The organism is Flavobacterium sp., from assembly GCF_965277525.1.
Taxonomy (GTDB): Bacteria; Bacteroidota; Bacteroidia; order Flavobacteriales; family Flavobacteriaceae; genus Flavobacterium.
In genome coordinates, this window is sequence record NZ_CBDIDC010000011.1 from 232,503 (window position 1) to 253,223 (window position 20,721).

The following is a 20,721-nucleotide window of genomic DNA, read 5'->3' on the forward strand; positions in this document are numbered from 1 at the left end:
TTCCCACAAAAGAAATCTCAAAAGTTAGGAATTTTCAATTTTCATTTTCATTTGAACAATAGCAGGAGGGTACAGGATACTTATATTTCTGTGTTCGTTTAAATTGTGCCATATATTTAGTATAAATGTTAAAATAATTAGTGATGTAAGTTTTTTATTGCTTTAAATTTTATCAACAATAATTTTAATACCAAAAGTTTAAAAATAAAAATAATGCGTTTAAATTTTTTTCATAAAATAATTATTGCTTTTTCGATAGTCTGCACTGTTTTTTCTGCAAACGCTGCTGAGATTTGGGTTTCCCCAAGTGGAAAAGATACTAATCTAGGAACAAAATCAAATCCTTTGGCAACGTTACAAATGGCAATGCGAAAAGCTCGAGAACTACGCCGATTAAAAGATCCTTCCATAAAAGATGGTATTCATATTATAGTACAAAATGGAACGTATTATTTAAACGAACCATTATTTGTAAGACCGGAAGATTCAGGAACTCCCGAAAGTCCAACAACAATTGAAGCTGATGCAAATGCAAGACCAATAATCAGCGGTGGATTTGAAATTAAAAACTGGAAAAAAGGTGCAATTATAAACCGAGTAAAAAAAGCAAATGTCTGGGTAGCCGATGCACCTCAAAAAGCAGGCGAAATTATCAATTATAGACAATTATGGGTAAACGGAAAAAAAGCCGTTAGAGCCAAAAGCACTTCCGGAAACCAAATGGATAGAATTCTTTCCTGGGATTCGGCAACAGAAACTTGCTGGATTCCGTTTAAAGACAAATCCATAAAGTACGAATCAGGAATGGAAATGTTTATCATTCAATGGTGGTCAACAGCGAATCTTCGCATCAAAAATATCGAAGTTCAAAAAGACAGCGCCAGACTTTCATTCGAACAACCGGAAAGCCGTATTCAAAGCGAACATCCGTGGCCGGCTCCGTGGATTTCAAAAAACAATGGAAATTCAGCCTTCTATTTAAACAACGGAATCTCAATGTTGAACGAAGCAGGAGAATGGTATTTAGACAAAAAAAATGCTAAAATTTATTATATTCCGAGAGAAGGCGAAGATTTGAATTCTGCAAAAATAACAGTTCCGGTTTTAGAAAATTTAGTAGAAATTAAAGGAACTATGGATTCGCCTGTACATCATTTTAATTTTAAAGGAATCTCATTTCAATACAGCAACTGGCTTCGTCCTTCACAGCAAGGTCACGTTCCGTTGCAGGCGGGAATGTATTTATTAGATGCTTATAAATTGAAAATTCCCGGAACTCCCAATCAGGCCAGTTTAGAAAATCAGGCCTGGGTAGGAAGACCCAGAGCGGCTGTAGAAGTAAATTATGCTAATAACAATCAATTCGAATCGTGTCGTTTTGAACATGTATCTTCAACAGGATTAGATTTAAATAAAGGAACAAATCACAATAGCATCAAAGGAAATTTATTTAAAGATATTGGCGGAAATGCTATAAATGTTGGTGTTTTCTCTGAAGAAGCTTTTGAAGCACATTTGCCTTTAGTGATCAAAGACGAAAGAGAAATTTGTTCGGATGAATTAATTGCAGATAATTTGATCACAAATGTTGCCAATGAAGATTGGGGATGTTTAGGAATTGCAGCTGGTTTTGTAAAGAATCTAACTATCGAACACAACGAAATTTCGGATGTCTCTTATAGCGGAATTTCTATGGGCTGGGGTTGGACACACACCAAAAATGTGATGGAAAACAACAAAATCATCGGAAATAAAATTCATCATTATGCTAAACATTTACACGATGTTTCCGGAATTTACACGCTTTCGTCACAGCCAAACAGCAGAATTGAAGAGAATTATATCGATAAGGTGTACAACAGTCCTTACGCACACGATCCGTTTTTGTGGTTGTATTTGTATACTGATGAAGGAAGTCAGGGATTTACGATCAAAAACAATTGGATTGCAACTGAGAAAATCCTGAAAAACAATAACGGTCCCGAAGGAAATATTTGGGAAAATAACAATCCATACGTAAGCACTACAATTAAAGATGCTGCTGGAATTAGAACGCCTTATATCGATTTGACAAAAGAAGTTGTAATAGATGAAAAATGGGGATTGCAGGAATTGCCAAAATCTGTTGTAATCGAAATGACAGGTTCCGATTTTGATATCGAAAAAGTAAAATCCACAACAAAAGGTTTCAGAATTGTAGGCGAATCCATGTACCAATGGAAGAATCATCTGGTGATTTACGGAAAAATGAATCAGCCGGAAAGAACGAAAAAGAAATTGGCATTAGCTTATCCTTCGGCACAAATAAAAATTTATGAAAAGCCAATTTATGATTTCCAGAATTTTGAAAGATGCAAAGATTCAAAACCGGTATCTGAGTGGGAAAATATTGTTTTGACGGCTAATTTGGTTGATGATCCAAAATTGCAAAAAGAATATGTAGATTATCATACCACACAATTCGAAAAGTGGCCCGAAATCGCAAAAGGTTTCTGCAATGCCGATTTTCAGCAGTTACAGGTTTTCAAAAATGAAAGAAAATTGATGTTGATTATCAGTATTCCAAAAGGAGAAAATCTGGATAAACTGAATCCAAAAACAACCCAAAATAATCCGCGCGTTGACGAATGGAATACTTTAATGAAAAAATACCAAACCGGAATCGAAGGAGCAAAACCAGACGAAACCTGGATATTTCTAAATAAAGTAGAATCAAAATAATCACATATTATTTATCCTAATAGGTTTCCAAAACCTGTTAGGTATGTTTAAAGCCAATAAGAAAGTTAGTCACTATCGGGATAAAAGGATTTAACACAGATTGAAAATCCTTTAAATCTTTTTAATCTGTGGCAAAAAAAATAAAAAGTAATACCTAACAGGTTTTAAAAACCTGTTAGGATACTATGGAAAATCTAACTATCAAACCACAAATATAAATGTTAAGAATAGCCATTTTAGGACTCGGAGAAGGTCGCAGCACAATGTCCGCAGCTTTAAGAAGTTCAAAATTAGAACTCGTAAAAGTATGCGACAGAAACGAAGAATTGTGTAAAAAGAGAGCAAGGGAATTTGATTTCCATTCCTACACCACCAATTACGATGATTTATTAAAAGATGATTCCATAGATATCATTGCCATTTATACACCGGATCATTTGCATGCCGAACATATAAAACAAGCTTTATTGCATGGAAAACATGTAGTTTGTACCAAACCTTTTATCGATGATCTTTCAGACGCTGCAGCACTTTTAGAACTCAGTAAAAAAACAGGTAAAAAGGTTTTTATAGGTCAGAGTTCACGATTTTTTGAACCCGCAAAAAGGCAACGAAAAGATTATGAAGAAGGCTTAATAGGTGATTTAATCACGATTGAAGCGCAATATCACGCCGATCACAGATGGTTTTTAGAGAAAGAATGGTCGTTGTTACAGTCTTTTAAATGGTTGTACGGAGGTTTAAGCCATCCCGTAGATTTTATCAGATGGTATTTGCCTAATATCGAAGAAGTAATGGGCTACGGCATGATCAGCAGTAACGGAAGTGCTGCAGGTTTGAAAAATGAAGATACGATGCACTTTATCTTCAAAGCAACAGACGGAAGAATCGCCAGAGTAAGTGGGGTATATACTTCGCCAACGCAACCTGCGCAACGAGATAGCGGAATGAGCACAATTTTGAGAGCAACCGAAGGAGCAAGTCAGGCAGATTATCACGAATTGCGTTATGCCGTTACAGACAAAACGGGCGAAGAAAAAGTAATTACGTGGGGAGATTCAACCTTAAAACATTATTTCCGTTTTGAAGGCCAAAGCCATCACGCAGGAGAATATCAAAATTATCTGGAATATTTCGTAGACAGTATCGAGCTCAATTTTACGGCTTATCCGGATATGGAAGAAGGTATCGGAACTGTAGCTTTATTGCAAGCGATGGACAGATCACTGCAAACCGGATTGCCAGTAAAAATTGCTGACGTTCTTAAAGAATACGGACTATGAACAGCATCTACGATAAATTAACAACGCTTGATTTTATAATTGTTGCCGTTTATCTGGTGGCTTTATTAATCATTGGCTGGGTAGTAAGCGTGAAACAAAGCAAGAAAAATGAAACACTTTTTCTGGCCGGAAATTCACTTAATTGGTACAGCATTGGGTTTAATATGTGGGGAACAAATGTTGGTCCTTCGTCATTATTGGCATTTGCGAGTATTGGTTATGCCACCGGAATTGTAGCTGGAAATTTCGAATGGTATGCTTTTGTTTTTTTACTGCTTTTGGCAATGGTTTTTGCACCGCGTTATATAGCGAGCAAAGTAAGTACAATGCCGGAATATATGGGAAAACGCTATGGCGACAGTACCCAAAATATTTTGGCCTGGTATGCCTTGGTCAAAATTTTGGTAAGCTGGTTATCATTAGGATTATTCAGCGGAGGAATTTTAGTACGTCAGATTCTGGGAATCCCGATGTGGCAGAGTGTGACCGTTTTAGTAATTTTTTCGGGAATTTTTACTTTCGCAGGAGGACTAAAAGCGATTGCCAAAGTGAATGTTTTTCAGATGATTTTATTAATTGTCGTTTCACTTACATTGTCTTATTTAGGATTACAAAAATTGGGAGGAATAGATGTTTTAATAGCCAAAACACCTTCTAATTTCTGGAATTTAGTACAGCCGGCAAACGATGCGCATTATCCGTGGCCAGCCATTTTGTTAGGATATCCTGTGGCAGCTGTAGCTTTCTTTTGTACAGATCAGTCGATGGTACAGAGCGTTTTGGGCGCCAAAAATCTGGAACAGGGACAATTGGGCGTAAACTTCATTGGCTGGTTAAAAGTGATGGCATTGCCCTTGTTTATTTTACCGGGAATTTTGTGTTATGCTTTATATCCTGAATTGGGTAAAAATTCAGATTTAGCTTATATGACCATGGTAACCAACTTATTCCCTAGCGGAATGAACGGTTTGGTGATTTGTGTAATGATCGCCGTTTTGGTAGGAACAATTGGTTCGTCGCTAAATGCGTTAAGTACCGTTTTTACGAATGATATTTATGTAAAGAAAATCAACCCGACAGCTACCATAAAAGATCAGATTAAGATTGGAAGAATCACCATTGCAGCCGGATGTTTGTTTGCGATTCTGATCGCCATTGCAATCGACAATATAAAAGGACAAAATTTATTCAATATATTTCAGGCGGTTTTGGGCTTTTTAGCACCTTCATTATCTGTAGTGTTTTTGTTGAGTATTTTCTGGAAACGAACTACAAAAAAAGCGGTGAACGCTACACTTTCGTGGGGTTCAGCTTTTAGTTTATTCGTTGGAGTTTTATATTTATGGATATTCCCAGCAGATGTTTATACCATTTGGCCTCACTTTTTATTGATCTCATTTTACATTTTTGCAGTTTTATTAGTTGCTGCAATTATCATTTCATTAACAGATAAAAATCCGGAAGTTAATTTTTCTGAAGAAGCCGATATTCCTAAAACCAGTAAAAAGGTAAAACTGTTATTTGGTTTGTTGGGGTTGGTGATTTTGGTTTTGTATTTTGTTTTTAATGGGAATTGAAAGGTTTTTTAAATAATATATAATAACATAACGCTTTCTTTTTGAGGAAGCGTTTTTTTAGTATCTCTTAAATATTTAAAAAGAAAAATGTTTGAATTGTCTCTAAATGTGTATGAATTTGAGAAAAATAAATAGTAGGTTTGTTGGAACAAACTATCTAGATTTTGATTGATAAGTTTGAGATGAGTTTAAAAGATGAATTTTAACTAAAAAGAAATATAACGGAAAATATATATATGAAAATTGATTTTTTACAATTCGACTTTTCTTACTTAATTACTTTAATATCTGGTGGAGCTTGTTGGCAAGGAGTCAAATTTATATACCCCGACATAAAAAATTATTTTGAAAAGAGAAGAAAAGCTAAACAAATATTGTATGCGAGTATGGATTTAGCAATAAAATCTTCTGACGAGCTTTTTGGTAAATTAGAGTCTCTAAGCAGAGAAGATTTTGCATCATTTATAAATAAAGATAATTCGATTAGTGACTCACCTGAACACAACCAAATTTATGTATATTATCTTATTGGACAATTTTGGGCTACTTTAGAAAATATTAGAATTCAAAGTAATTATACTTCAATTGCCAGATTAAAGAAAGGTAGGGAACTGATCCGTTTTATTGAAACAATTGAATCAAGAAAATTTAGGCTTCTTGATAGATCTAAGCAAAGAATTATTGGAGAAGCAATGATTATCAATTCAGGAGATAAATTTCAAGTGATGCCATTATATTTCTTCTTTGAGAAGATCAAATCTGATGAAACATTTAGGAACTGGATAAGAGAAATTGATATACAATTCCAATTGTCAAAAAAAACAAACATACGACAAAGAATATTGGTCTATGGAGTAATAGTTGCAATGTTTTTGGATCATTTTGATAGTGAAAATAAGATTTCAAGACGCAGAGATATCTATTTAATCAAATTGAGACCCGAAAGTATACAATTAATAAAAAATATTCTATTAAAACATTATCTTTCGTTTATTAAAAATCCAAAAAGATACTATACGAAATAAAAAATGGGCCCCTGCAGGCCGTATTCTTTCCCGAAGGAAAGCAGCCCTTGGGTTACCCTGCTATCTTAAATAATTTATATCTCTAATTTATATTACAAATTTATTAAAAAAATACAATAATTGACTTAAATCAATTTTAATTTTTCATCAATAAGCCAATAGACGTATAAAAATAATGATAATTATATGAAATTTCTAGTCATTCTTGAATTTTAAAGAATTTTCCTTTTAATTGTATTTCTGTTTGGGTGAAAATATTCTCCTAGTGTGAGCTTCTAGCTAGTAACCACAAACAAACTTAAATCTAATTTTAAAACTGTACTATGATTATTTTTTCAAAGATTATTAAAAATGTTTTAAAAAAAGCTATTTATTTAAAGTAGAAACCAACAACTCCCGAATATCAACCTTCAAATATTTAGAAATTTCAGAAAGTGTTTCAATAGAAGGCTGAGCTTCATTAGTACACCATCGAGAAACAGTCGATACAGTTTTACCTAAATGATTAGCTAATTCCTTACTAGTTCTATTGTTTTCAACTAAAACAACTTTTATTCTATTTAATTTAAGTTTCGACACAATGTTGATTTATTGATATTTCATGCAAATATCTTATAATTTAAATATAAGAAAAAGAATATTTTAAATACTCAAAATTGCCCTAAAACAATAATTTAACATCTTAAAAATATTATTTGTAGTATAATTTTTACTATTTTTGTTTCAATGAAATAAAAAATAAAATGAAACAATCAGCGAAAAGACGATTAAAAATTCAACCAAAATATATCGCAAGAGCATATCATCGCTATGTGATATTTCCTGAAATCCGACTTTGTGGGAAGTGGCTTCATGATATTGGTTTTGCTCACGGAAAATTTGTAACGGTTCAACATGAGGATAGTAAAATTATTATCACCGTTAACAATGAAATTGAAAAGATGACAAAGTAGTGTGTAGTAATTATTTTGTTTTTAATGGAATTAACCTGGTAGATAAACTTTAGAAAATAATTAAAAAATGCTTCAGAAACCCTGAAGCATTTTTTATGACGATTTTCCAGAAGCCTGAATGATAAATTTCACAACCTATTATCTATTTAAGTAAAAATGAAATAAAATTTAGAGAATTAGATAAAAAAATGGGACTAAAATTACGGGCAATGTATTAAAAAAGTTAATTATTCCGCGTAAACAGGACAGTACAGGGTATGAAATGTAAAAAGAACGTTTATCTTTAGCGTTAAATTATTTTTATATGCAGAACCAATTTCCATTTTTTAAAGTTATTCTTCTTTTTGTCGCTCTTTTTACTTGTACTTTAGTATCAGCCCAAGAAAAATCTAAAGAAGCAACATGGATCTGGTATCCAGGTGATTTTGAAGTTTGGTTAAGCAATAAAATGCAAGTAAGACGTACAGAACGCGAAGCAGTATTTCCGCCATTGTGGCAATATTACAGTCCTTATGCCTTAGTAACTTTTCAAACAGAAGTAGATATTCCAAAACCAGACGAAGTAAAAATTTACTCAGAAGGACCTTTTCAATTACTTTTAGATGGTGTTCAGGTTTATGGACAACCAAAATCAATAACAATTCCAGCAGGAAAACACAAAATTTCCTTCAAAGTGTATAATCAGGAAGTCTTGCCAGCGATTTATATTGCAGGTAATTATGTTAAATCTGATGCATCCTGGAAAGTGACCAACGAAGATAAACTTTGGATTGATGAAACAGGAAAAGCACAACAATCAGGCACACCTTGGGTTCCTGTTGGTTCTTGGAATTTTGATGCACCAGAGCATAAACCATCTCAATTTAAACTAACAACCAAACCTTTAAACTCCAAAAAAACAGAAAAAATAGCAGGTGGAGAATTAGTAGATTTTGGTAAAGAAACATTTGGTTATATTAAAATTCACGGTTTAAAAGGAAAAGGTAAACTAGCACTTTATTATGGAGAATCTCGCGAAGAAGCTTTAGATTCTGCTAAATGCGAAACACTAGATCATTTATCTTTTGACGGAAAACAACCGGAAACATATACACACGATGGGTCAAAAGCATTTCGTTATGTGCAAGTTCATGCAGATGCAACGGTAAAATACGATTCTATTTCGATGCTTTATGAATATTTACCATTAGATTATCGTGGCGCATTCAAATCTTCAGACGAACAATTGAATCAAATTTGGGATGTGTCGGCTTACACGATGCAATTAACAACTCGCGAATTTTTTATAGACGGAATCAAACGCGACCGCTGGGTTTGGTCTGGCGATGCTTATCAAAGTTATTTAATGAATTATTATTTATTCTTTGATTCGGCTTCTGTAGAACGAACCATGTTAGCGCTTCGCGAAAAAGAACCTGTAACGGCTCATGTTAATATCATAATGGATTATTCGCTCTATTGGTTTGTGGGTGTTTACGATTATTATTTACACACAGGCGATACGAAATTTATCCAAACTTTTTATCCGCGAATGAAGTCACTTATGGAATTCTGTTTAAAAAGAAGAAACGCAAACGGATTTCTGGAACCATTAGAAGGCGATTGGGTTTTTATTGATTGGGCAGACGGATTACCAAAAACCGGAGAGGTTAGTTTTGAGCAAATGCTTTTAGCGAGAAGCTTAGAAGCCATGGCAGTTAGTGCTAAAATTGCAGGTGAAAAGGAAGACCAAAAACAGTATCAAAAATTAGCGGATAATTTAAAAATAAAATTATTTGATGTGTTTTGGGATAAAAAACAAAACGTCATGAAGCACCAGCGTATAAACGGTAAAGTGGAAGACATTGTAACCAGATACGCTAATATGTTCGGTATTTTTTTCAATTATTTTAATGAAGAGCAAAAACAAAGTATCAAAAATAAGGTATTGCTCAATGATAATATTCTTAAAATCACAACACCATACATGCGTTTTTACGAGTTAGAAGCTTTGTGTGCTATGGGCGAACAGGATTACGTCTTAAAAGAAATGAAAGAGTATTGGGGCGGAATGTTAAAAGAGGGCGCAACATCTTTCTGGGAAGAATATAACCCAAACAAAAAAGGAGCAGAACATTTAGCGATGTACGGACGCCCTTACGGAAAAAGCCTTTGCCATGCCTGGGGAGCAAGTCCGATTTATTTATTAGGAAAATATTATCTGGGCGTAAAACCAACTTCGCCGGGATATTCAGAATACGAAATCAAACCTAATTTAGGCGGCTTAAAATGGATACAAGGAAAAGTTCCAACACCAAACGGAGCTGTAGAATTGTATTGCAGCACCAAAGAAATAAAAGTAAAAGCAGCTGAAGGCGAAGGGAAATTGATTTTTGAAAGTTCAGGCAAACCCAAAACAAATTCAGGAACAATTACAACATTGGCTAAAAATAAATACCAGCTGACTGTAAAACCAAATGTGGAATATAAAGTGAGTTACAAAGCGATTTAATAAGTCGAATTTGTCATTCCGACGAAGGAGGAATCATACTCGTAACCACAAAGATCGTTACGCCATTTTTGTCATTTCGAGGAACGAGAAATCTTAGCAAGTAGCTCCACAAAGATTGATCTTCTAAGTGTGCTCAGCAAACGAAGATTTCTCCTCCGTCGAAATGATAAGATTGAGGGAATTCAGAATTCATTAAATAATAAAAAACCAATGTTTTCAAAAAATAAAAAATACAATTTCAAATTAAAAACAGCTTTCCTGATGCTGTTAACTGTCTGCATTCAAGTTTCGGCACAAAACAGCGCATTGAAACCCGCTTCTTTTGAAGTTATAAAATCAAATTACAAAACATTCCAAACAACGCAATATGTGCACGTATTTTCAGGAAGCAAACATAATATTGTTCGTTTAGCTCCGGAATTGCAAGGTTTGCTAGGTGTAGAACTTCCTTTAGAGGCATATAAAAAAGGAACAAACACTGCCTTGCAATTAAAATTCAAAGAACCGGTTCAGGTTTTGATTGGGGTTTTTCAAGAAAACAATGCAGAATATCTTCAGGCTGATAAATTGCAAAATGCAAAATTAGTTTTAGAAAATGCAGTAACAATAACAGGTTTACCGCCAGTAAATGTTTATGCCGTTTCTTATCCAAAGGGAAATCAAACAATAAATCCTGGAAAAGGATTATTCGCATTTTTAGGAGTTGTAAAAAGCAATCAGAAATTAACTTTCAGAAACGCAGCACTTCCGGACGGGAATCTTTGGAATCCGACTTATATAGTGGAAGGTTTTTCAGATGAAAAACCACTTTTCGAAATTATCGGCGGAGAAAATAAACCTGTTGTAGAAGAAGGAATGCCCGGAACCGAAGGAATTCAAGGCGGTTTTGAAGGCGGACGTGTGGTAAAAGTAGGTGATATGTATCATATGTTTCCAACCGAAAGAGCAGGAGAAAAAGGAGTTGATTATTATTACGATCGCGTCAAAACCAGAATCGGACACTGGACGAGTAAGGATGCCATTCACTGGAAAAGAGAATCGACAATATATCAGGCAAGTGGAACTTATGCCATAACTGAAGACGATAACCCAATGAATGATCGCCGTGCCGCAATTTGGTCGTATATGCCGGTTTTTAACGAAAAGGCAAACAAATGGTACGGCTATTATTTGGCCTATACAGTGAGTAAAGAAATAGAACCCAATCATTCCTTTGGAAGGATTTGGAGATGTGAATCAACAGTAGATGGAATCAACGGAATTGGCGGTCCGTATAAAGATATGGGCATCATCATGGAACCGGGATTAGACTCAGAACCCTGGGAAGGACGTCAGGGCGTGGCTTCGTTTTTTCCGTATAAAGTAGGGGATAAGTATTTTGGATTTTACAGCGGAGCGTATCCTTTTAATTCCTGGGCAGATTATCCAAAGAAATCAGGAAAAGGCTGGTTTGTAGCTTTAGCCGAATCAAAAAGTTTAGAAGGTCCGTGGTCAAGAATAAAAGACGGCAATAATCCGATAAAGACAATGCATCCGTTTTTTGTAGAAAATCCAATTGTGAGTCAGCTTCCAAACGGTTTGTACATTGCTATTTTTGATGGAGGACCGGACGGTTGGGGACATCATTTACCCAATATGATGGCCTATTCAGTATCAAAAGATGGTAAAAATTGGGGAGAAGCAAGATATCTTCCTATAGAAACAAAAGTCGATAAATGGTGGGATATCATGAGAACACCATTGTGTTTAATCCCAGAAGAAAATGACGTTTACACCATTGTTTACGCCGCCATAGATCTGAAAAGAAGATTTCACCCAATGGGAATGGTAAAAGTAAAACTAAACAAAGACGTGATGGAATCCCGATTGTTGGAAATGAAATGAGAATAGAACGCAGATGACGCGGATTTACTTCGTAAAAACGCTGATTAGCGCGGATTTTTTTATTGTAATCGCGCTTAATTTTTGTCAAAGTTTTAAACTTTGACAAAGATGTTCAAAGTAAAAAGAGAAGAAAAAGAAAGTAAAATAAAATCTGTTTTTATCCGCGTATTTACGAAGTAAATCCGAGTCATCCGCGTTCAAAACCACATCATAATTACAAAAAAATGAAAATTAATTACCTATTTATCGCCATTACAGCACTTTTAATAAGCAGTTGTTCGACCACAAAATACAAGAAAAGAGGCATCAACGAAACCGTAATGCAGGAGATTTACAACGAGATCAAAACGCCTTATAAATACGGTTTGGTTATGGTTCCCACAGACAACTCATACAAAATGGATTGTCCGAGTGTATTTAGAAAAGACGGAAAATGGTTTATGACCTATTTAATTTATGATGGAAGAGGTTATGAAACCTGGCTGGCAGAAAGCGACGATTTACTTAACTGGAAATATTTAGGAAAAGTAATGTCTTTCTCTGAAAACGAACAGCATTGGGATGTCAATCAAAAAGCAGGATATATTTCGCTGCAAGATCCAACATGGGGCGGAAGTTACGAATGGGAAAAATACGATGACAAATACTGGATGAGTTATTTTGGCGGAGACAGTAAAGGTTACGAAGCCGGAGTATTATCAATCGGAATGGCTTATACAAAAGAAGCTCCGACAAAACCACACGAATTTCAAAGGTTAGAAAATCCGGTTCTAACGCCAAAAGACAAAGACGCCAGATGGTGGGATAATAGTACGATGTACAAAAACAGTGTGATTCGTGACAAAGATAAATTGACAGGACACAATTTTATAATGTACTATAATGCCCGTGGTGATAGTTTAAATCCTGCTAAAGGCGCAGAGCGTATTGCTATGGCAGTTTCGAACGATATGAAAGAATGGAAACGGTATGGTGATAAACCATTAATCAATCATCATAAAGGAATCTCAGGAGATGCCTATATTCAGCGTATTAACGATACTTGGGTCATGTTCTATTTTGGAGCTTTTTGGACGGGTTGGAATCAAGGTGCATTTAACCGTTTTGCAGTTTCGAATGATTTAGTAAACTGGACCGACTGGAAAGGTGAGGACTTAATCAAATCTTCTGAACCTTACGATGATTTATTTGCACATAAATCATTTGTGGTAAAATATAATGGAGTCGTGTATCACTTTTATTGTGCGGTAAACAAAGCAGAACAAAGAGGAATTGCAGTAGCAACATCTAAAGATTTGGGCAAAAGCGAAATGAATTTTGTAGCGCCGCCAGAGAAGAAAGAAAAGAAACAGTAAACAGGTTAGAAGTTAGATGTAAAACGTGAAAATTGTTTAGTCCAAATGGGAATTTTTATAAGTCGCCTCTTTTGTTACCAATATTTAATTTCTACGAGATTACTCCTTTAGGAGTTTAATATTGGTAGCTAAAAATAGTAGTCAAAATAAATTTTGTCCCGTAGGGACTACACAATGAGAGAATAATAATGAAATATAATATAAAATCAATGTTTAAATCAAAATATAACAATCCATTTTTAAGGTTTCGATTTTCGACTCACAACTTACAATATACATTTCACATTTTACTTTTTACGGTTATAGCAAATGCACAATCCGTAACAGGAGAACCTGCGGGAATTCCTGAAATACCTAAAAAATACGAATTTGCTCCATGGGAAGATCCAACGGTTACGAGCATCAACAGACAACCATCGAGAGCAACGGCATATTCATACACCAATGTTGAAGATGCCTTAAAAGGAGACAGAACCAAAAGCCGGCTTAAAATGCTGACTGGAGATTGGGATTTTAAATATGCATCCAATCTCAAAGAAGCTTCGAAAGATTTCTATAAAGGAAAAGTCAACGGCTGGAATAAAATAGAAGTACCATCAAATTGGGAATTAAAAGGTTATGATATTCCCATTTACAAAAGTGCCGTTTATCCGTTTAGACCCATAAATCCGCCTTTTATTCCTAAAGATTATAACGGAGTTGGTTCTTATCAACGCAGTTTTACCGTTCCCGAAAATTGGAAAGATATGACCGTTACTTTGTATTTTGGTGCTGTAAGTTCCGGATTTCAGGTTTGGCTTAACGGAGAATTTTTAGGGTATGGAGAAGATAGTTTTCTGCCTTCGGAATTTGATATTACGCCCTATTTAAAAGAAGGAGAAAATATAGTTTCGGTTCAGGTAATTCGCTGGACAGACGGTTCGTATCTTGAAGATCAGGACCATTGGCGTGTAAGCGGAATCCAGCGTGAAGTCTTTATTATGGCAGAGCCAAAATTACGCATTCAGGATTTCTTTTATCAGACTAAATTAGACAAGCAATACAAAGACGTTTCTTTTCAATTACGTCCAAAAGTTGAAAACTTAACAGGCGAAAAAATCAAAGATTATACTTTTCAGGCACAATTATACGATGCCAATAATGTAGCTTTATTCAAAGAACCACTTCAAAAACCGGTGATCGATATGATCAACGAAAGCTATCCCCGTCTGGATAATGTACGTTTTGGAATGTTCAAGGAAAATATCCCTAATCCAAAAAAATGGAGTTCTGAAGAACCTAATTTGTACACTTTGGTAATGTCGATAAAAGATGCAAACGGAAATATTACAGAAGCTAAAAGCTGTAAAGTTGGTTTTCGATCGATCGAATTCTCGAAGGAAAATGGTAAAATGCTCATCAACGGAAAAGAGACTTATGTGTATGGCGTAAACCGTCATGACCATAACCCAACAAGAGGTAAAGCGGTTACAAGAGATGATATCAAAGAAGATATTACAACAATTAAAAAGTTCAACTTCAACTTTATCAGAACCAGTCATTATCCTAACGATCCGTATTTCTATGAATTATGCGACCAGTACGGTATCATGGTGATGGACGAAGCCAATCAGGAAACTCATGGTATTGGCGGAAAATTAAGCAACGACCCAAAATGGACAAATGCGTATTTAGAACGTATGACGAGAATGGTCGAAAGAGATAAAAACCATCCCTCAGTTGTGTTTTGGAGTTTAGGAAATGAGGGCGGAAAAGGACCAAATCATGCTGCGATGGCAGGTTGGGTTCACGATTTTGATATTACACGTCCGGTACATTACGAACCGGCACAAGGAAACCCTAGATTAGACGGTTATATCGATCAGCTTGATCCAAGATATCCTAAAACAATCGATCACGCGTACAGATTCGAAAATCCGCAAGACGAGCCGTATGTTGATATGGTGAGCCGATTCTATCCGGGAGTTTTTACACCAAAATTTCTGGTAGATCAAAAGAAAGATACACGTCCAATTATTTTTGTAGAATATTCTCATGCAATGGGAAATTCAGTTGGTAACTTAAAAGAATTATGGGATGAATTCCGTTCGCTTCCCAGAGTTATAGGCGGTTGCATTTGGGAATTTAAAGATCAGGGATTAGTGAAAAAAGATCCGGCAACGGGTCAGGAATTTTTTGCTCACGGTGGGGATTTTGGCGAAAAATACCACGACGGAAACTTCAATACAAAAGGAATTGTAGATTCTAACGGAAAACCAAAGGGTTCCATTTATGAGAACAAATGGATTTATCAACCGGCGACAAGTACATTAAAAAATAATTTTCAATTAGAAATCAAAAATCGTCAGGCTGTAAAATCTTTAGCAGCTTATATTCCGGTTTTAAAAATTTTGGAAAACGGAAATGTGATCAAAACTCAAATACTAAAACCTTTCAATTTAGAAGCAGGACAATCAACAATCTTAGATGTAAAACAATATCTGCCTAAATTGAAAAAAGATGCCGAATATTTTCTTAATATCGAATTCCAGCTTTCAAAAGAGGAACTATGGGCTTCTAAAGGTTATACAGTTGCAGAGGATCAGTTTTTGTTGAAAAAGCAAGACATTACAATTGATTTCAAAGAGAAAGATTCTAAATTTAAAACAACAGAAACCGACACGGATTTTAAAATAAAAGGAAAATCATTTGAGATCAGTATTAGCAAGGCAAACGGAGCTTTGAGCTCTTATGTTTTCAATGGCGAAGAACAGGTTTTTGCTCCATTGTTACCTAATTTTGTGAGACCTCAGACGGATAATGATAAAAGAGGATGGAAATCACACAAACTTTTAAAACCCTGGTATCAGGCAAAACCGAAAGTGGTAAGCACGAAAATGGCGATTGCAATTGACGGAACGATAATTACCAGCGAATATGAAGTGATAAAAGACAGCGCGCAAGTTCAGGTTGTTTATAAAATCAATGAAAACGGAATTATAAAAGTCGATTATAGCTTAAAAGCAACAAACAAATTACCCAACATTCCAAAAATCGGAATGCAAATGGGCGTTCAGAGAAAATTCGATCAGATTTCGTGGTACGGAAAAGGAGAATTGGAGAATTATAGCGACAGAAGTTTTGGTTCATTCGTTGGGAAGTATTCGGTGCCAATTAATGATTTTTTGGAGCATTATGTAAAACCTCAGGAAAACGCAAACAGAACCGAAGTAAGATGGATGGCTTTTACTACGCCTCAAAAAAATAAAGGCTTATTGGTAGTTAATGATGCCAAAGTTTTAAGCATGAGCGCATGGCCGTATACACAGGAAAATTTAAGTGCCGCCAAACATACTTTCGATTTGAAAGATCCCGGATTTTTAACGGTAAATATCGATTTGATCCAAATGGGAGTAGGAGGAAACGACAGTTGGACTTTAGTAGCACAGCCTTTAGAACAATATCAAATTAAATCAGGAGATTATCAATATAGTTTCTATCTGGTTCCTTTTTCAGGTTCGAAAAATGGACTGGATGAAAGCTTGAAAAAATTTGAGTATTAAGGATTCTCCTAACAGGTTTTCAAAAGCTGTTAGGTATTTAGCTTAAAAGTTTAGAGATTAAAGATACAGTTTGTCATTTCGATCGAAGAGAGAAATCACACTCATAGCTCGACAAAGATTATCGAAGTTCTTTACGGAATTTCTCATGTGATTTCTCCTTTGTTGAAATGACAAAACAAATGGATAAGATAATACGCAGTTAAACCCAACAGGTTTTTTAAACCTGCCGCATTTGCCAAACGAATGAATAAATACTAGTAAAAATGTTCAATAAACAACACTTTTTTCTTTTTGGAATTGACTTTCGACTTTCGACTTTTCGACTTTCGACAATCTTCATATTACTTGTCACGGGATTCGTTTCCGCACAGGAAATCCATAAAAAAGAAAATAATCCGTTTCAGCCTACAATCGAATCCTCCAGACCTTGGGTATATTGGTATTGGATGCAGAGTGCTTACTCAAAAGAAGGCATCACAGCCGATCTCGAAGCGATGAAGCAAGCCGGAATTGGAGGTGCTTATTTAATGACCATTAAAGGGCCTGCAAATCCGCCATTGATAAATCCTCCGGTTTTGCAACTGAGTCCTGAATTCTGGACTTTGGTGCGTTGGGCTTTGACAGAAGCAGATCGTTTAGGCGTAAAAATCGCTTTTCATCCCGCTGACGGTTTTGCCGTTGCCGGAGGTCCCTGGATTACGCCTGAAATGTCGATGCAAAAAGTAGTTTGGGCCGATATTACGGTAAACGGAAATAGTTTCACAAACCTGCAGTTACCAACACCAAATCATTACAAAGACTATTATAAAGATATTGCCACGTTTGCTGTTCCGGTTAAGGAAGCATACACAACATCCAATCAAAATCGTCCAAAAATCACCTCTACTGTTCCTAATTTAGATGCATCATTTTTAAGTGATAATAGCAAAGACGACCAATTTAGATTAAAGGAAAAAGGCTGGATACAATATGAATTTGATCAGCCGTTTTTATGTAAATCGATTCAGATCGAAACCAAAGGAAATAATTATCAGGCACATCGTTTAATCATTGAATTTAGTGATGATGGCAAAAACTTTAAAAGCCTTGGACGTCTGACAACTCCGCGTCACGGCTGGCAGGATGTCGATGCTTTTTACACACACAATATTGTACCAACAAAAGCCAAATATTTCAGGTTTGTATATGATCCGGAAGGAACAGAACCGGGCGCAGAAGATCTTGATCCCGCAAAATGGAATCAGGGTTTGAAAGTGGCAAAAATACTTTTGTCAAACGAACCTTTAATCGATAATTATCAGGGAAAATCCGGTGCAATTTGGCGTTTGAGTCCACAAGTAACGGACAAAGAAATCAGCAAAGCGGATTGTATTGATCCATCAAAAATGATTAATATTTCGAAGTTTACAGATCAAAAAGGAATTTTGAACTGGAAAGCTGCTTCGAAAGGAAATTGGCGTATTATCCGTTTCGGATATACATCGACAGGGCATGAAAATGCAACAGCAGGAGCAGGAAGAGGATTGGAAGTGGATAAATTTAATGCAGAAGCGGTCCGTTTTCAATTGGATCATTGGTTTGGTGAAATGCTAAGAACTGCGGGTCCTGAACTGGCTTCGAAAGTGGTTAAAATATTGCATATTGATAGTTGGGAATGCGGAAGCCAAAACTGGTCGCCCGTTTTTAGAGATGAATTTAAAAAGAGAAGAGGCTACGATATAGTGGATTATTTGCCCGTTATGGCAGGAATGCCTGTAAAGGATATTCAGACTTCAGAAAAAGTATTGTATGATGTGAGAAAGACGATTTCAGAATTAATTGTCGATAATTTCTTTGGCACTTTGGCTGATGAAGCCAAAAAAGCAAACGTAAAATTCAGTTCAGAAAATGTGGCGCCAACCATGATGAGCGACGGACTTTTGCACTTTAAACATATCGATTATCCTAGTGGTGAATTTTGGCTGAAAAGTCCAACGCATGATAAACCAAACGATATGCTGGATGCGATTTCGGGTGGACATATCTATGGAAAAGACATTGTTCAGGCAGAAGCTTTTACTGAGCTGCGAATGGATTGGGACGAATATCCAGGGAATCTTAAAACTTTGGCAGACAGAAATTATGCCCTTGGAATTAACCGGTTTTTCTATCATGTCTTCGTTCATAATCCGTGGACAGATCGCAAACCGGGAATGACTTTAAACGATATAGGAACTTTTTTTCAAAGAGACCAGACATGGTGGAAACCCGGAAAAGCCTGGTTTGATTATTGTCAGAGAGTTCAGTTTCAATTGCAAAAAGGAAAACCTGTAATTGATTTGGCCGTTTTTATAGGCGAAGATTTGCCGTCGCGTTCAATACTTCCGGATCGATTGGTACCTTTTATCCCAAATATTTTTGGCAAGGAAAGAATTGAAAGCGAAGCTATTCGACTTAAAAATGAAGGTCAGCCAAGTATTAAAATTCCGAAAGAAGTAAGTTCTACTAAAAATTCTACAGATTTGTCGCAATGGATCAATGCGATGAATGGTTATCAGTATGACTCTTTTAATGCGGATGTTTTGATCAATAATGCCAAAGTCGAAAACGGAAAAATATCTTTTGGCGGCGGAATTGAATACGGCGCTTTATTGTTTCCGGGCAGTCATAAAATGGCACCAAATAAAATGATTTCTTTGGCTGCAGCCGAAAAAATGCTGCAGTTGATAAAAGAGGGAGCAAGCGTTTTTATTGATGAAAAACCAGATCTGCAACCTGGAATGCATTCTGAAGCAGATCATAAAAAATGGCAAAATGTAATTGATGAAATCTGGAACAATAACTCAAATGCATCTTCATGGAAATTAGGAAAAGGAACAATTACTAAACTTCCTTATTTAGGAAATGATTTTGCGTCAATCGGAATTCAGCAGGATGTTTACTTTCCAAAATTAAACAGAGCCGATTCAGAAACTATTGCGTGGACACACCGAAAATCTGAAACGGAAGAAATTTATTTTATTTCGAATCAAAAACAAGAAAAAAGAAATTTTGAAGTCTCTTTTCGCATAAGCGGAAAAATACCGGAATTGTATAATCCTGTAACTGATAAAACCATTGTTTTGTTAAATTGGAAAATAGAAAACGGACGAACAATTATTCCGATCGCATTAGAAGAAAATGAATCTTGTTTTATTATTTTTAGAGAAAACACCAAAGAAACATTCTCGGATAAAAAGCAAAATTATGCTGCTGTAGAAACAGTTCAGACTTTAAATGAAAATTGGGAAATGCAATTCGATCCTGAATTTCACGGACCAAAAGAAGTGATAAAAACAAACAAGCTGTTTGATTGGAGTACTTCAACGAATGACCAAATTAAATATTACTCAGGAACGGTAATCTATAAAAAGGATTTTATTTGGAAAGGAAAAAACAAAGATAAATTCTGGCTTGATTTAGGTATAATTGCGAATCTTGCCGAAGTAACCGTAAACGGAATCAACTGCGGAACAATCTGGACGTTTCCATACAAAGCAGATATTTCTGAAGCTTTAAAAAAAGGAAAAAATAGTATAGAAATTAAAATTACAAATACCTGGGCAAATCGATTAATTGGCGACGAGAAATTGCCAAAAGAAGAAAGATTAACCTGGACAACAGCGCCTTTTAGGTTAGAAGGTGAACCATTATTAAAAGCCGGATTATTGGGACCGGTTACTATTGTAAAAGAAAAATAAATGTTTTTGCAATTTAAACTGGGCTGGACTAAAGTCCAGCCCTACAATATGTTTCGAGCCGATGGCTCTTATGCGTTACGTAAAAGTTCCGGAGGAACGATTGATATTGTAGCGTCGGGTTTTAACCCGATGGATAGTTATAGATTGGGATTTTAACCCTATGAATCATTG

Annotated in this window: 12 protein-coding genes; 11 read left to right on the top strand and 1 reads right to left on the bottom strand. The window is 35.5% G+C overall.

The features are described 5' to 3' along the window. Positions 1–213 precede the first annotated feature (213 nt). The 4 genes from ACQY44_RS21910 to ACQY44_RS21925 all read left to right on the top strand — a co-directional run bounded on the left by ACQY44_RS21910 (position 214) and on the right by ACQY44_RS21925 (position 6,606). Complete coding sequence (locus ACQY44_RS21910; protein WP_428232402.1) at positions 214–2,721, top strand: L-rhamnose mutarotase; 2,508 nt, start codon at positions 214–216, stop codon at positions 2,719–2,721. Positions 2,722–2,939: 218 nt separating this feature from the next. Then, on the top strand, positions 2,940–4,004 hold the full coding sequence (locus tag ACQY44_RS21915; protein ID WP_428232403.1) for a Gfo/Idh/MocA family protein: 1,065 nt from the start codon (positions 2,940–2,942) through the stop codon (positions 4,002–4,004). After that, positions 4,001–5,581, top strand: a complete 1,581-nt coding sequence (locus tag ACQY44_RS21920; protein WP_428232404.1) for a sodium:solute symporter — start codon at positions 4,001–4,003, stop codon at positions 5,579–5,581. Before ACQY44_RS21915 ends, ACQY44_RS21920 begins: the two co-directional genes overlap by 4 nt. Before the next feature lie 236 nt (positions 5,582–5,817). After that, positions 5,818–6,606 carry a hypothetical protein gene (locus ACQY44_RS21925; protein WP_428232405.1) on the top strand — a complete coding sequence of 263 codons (789 nt, stop codon included), beginning with the start codon at positions 5,818–5,820 and terminating at the stop codon, positions 6,604–6,606. Between the two features lie 366 nt (positions 6,607–6,972). Here the strand turns inward: ACQY44_RS21925 and ACQY44_RS21930 are convergent, their stop codons facing one another. Beyond that, a complete protein-coding gene (locus ACQY44_RS21930; protein WP_428232406.1) occupies positions 6,973–7,185 on the bottom strand; it encodes a helix-turn-helix transcriptional regulator in 213 nt (70 codons plus the stop codon). Between the two features lie 164 nt (positions 7,186–7,349). Between ACQY44_RS21930 and ACQY44_RS21935 the strand changes: the two genes are divergently transcribed. The 7 genes from ACQY44_RS21935 (at position 7,350) to ACQY44_RS21965 (ending at position 20,706) form a co-directional block, all read left to right on the top strand. Continuing rightward, complete coding sequence (locus ACQY44_RS21935) at positions 7,350–7,559, top strand: SymE family type I addiction module toxin (protein WP_428232407.1); 210 nt, start codon at positions 7,350–7,352, stop codon at positions 7,557–7,559. A gap of 304 nt (positions 7,560–7,863) precedes the next feature. After that, complete coding sequence (locus ACQY44_RS21940) at positions 7,864–10,050, top strand: alpha-rhamnosidase (RefSeq protein WP_428232408.1); 2,187 nt, start codon at positions 7,864–7,866, stop codon at positions 10,048–10,050. A 210-nt stretch (positions 10,051–10,260) separates the two neighbouring features. Continuing rightward, positions 10,261–11,934, top strand: a complete 1,674-nt coding sequence (locus ACQY44_RS21945; RefSeq protein ID WP_428232409.1) for a hypothetical protein — start codon at positions 10,261–10,263, stop codon at positions 11,932–11,934. 224 nt (positions 11,935–12,158) lie between these two features. Next, complete coding sequence (locus ACQY44_RS21950) at positions 12,159–13,289, top strand: glycosylase (RefSeq protein WP_428232410.1); 1,131 nt, start codon at positions 12,159–12,161, stop codon at positions 13,287–13,289. Positions 13,290–13,498: 209 nt separating this feature from the next. Then, positions 13,499–16,831, top strand: coding sequence for a glycoside hydrolase family 2 TIM barrel-domain containing protein (locus ACQY44_RS21955; RefSeq protein WP_428232411.1), 3,333 nt, complete (start codon positions 13,499–13,501; stop codon positions 16,829–16,831). A 263-nt stretch (positions 16,832–17,094) separates the two neighbouring features. Beyond that, a complete protein-coding gene (locus ACQY44_RS21960; RefSeq protein ID WP_428232412.1) occupies positions 17,095–20,550 on the top strand; it encodes a glycosyl hydrolase in 3,456 nt (1,151 codons plus the stop codon). Beyond that, positions 20,551–20,706, top strand: a complete 156-nt coding sequence (locus ACQY44_RS21965; RefSeq protein ID WP_428232413.1) for a hypothetical protein — start codon at positions 20,551–20,553, stop codon at positions 20,704–20,706. The last annotated feature ends 15 nt before the right edge of the window (positions 20,707–20,721 follow it).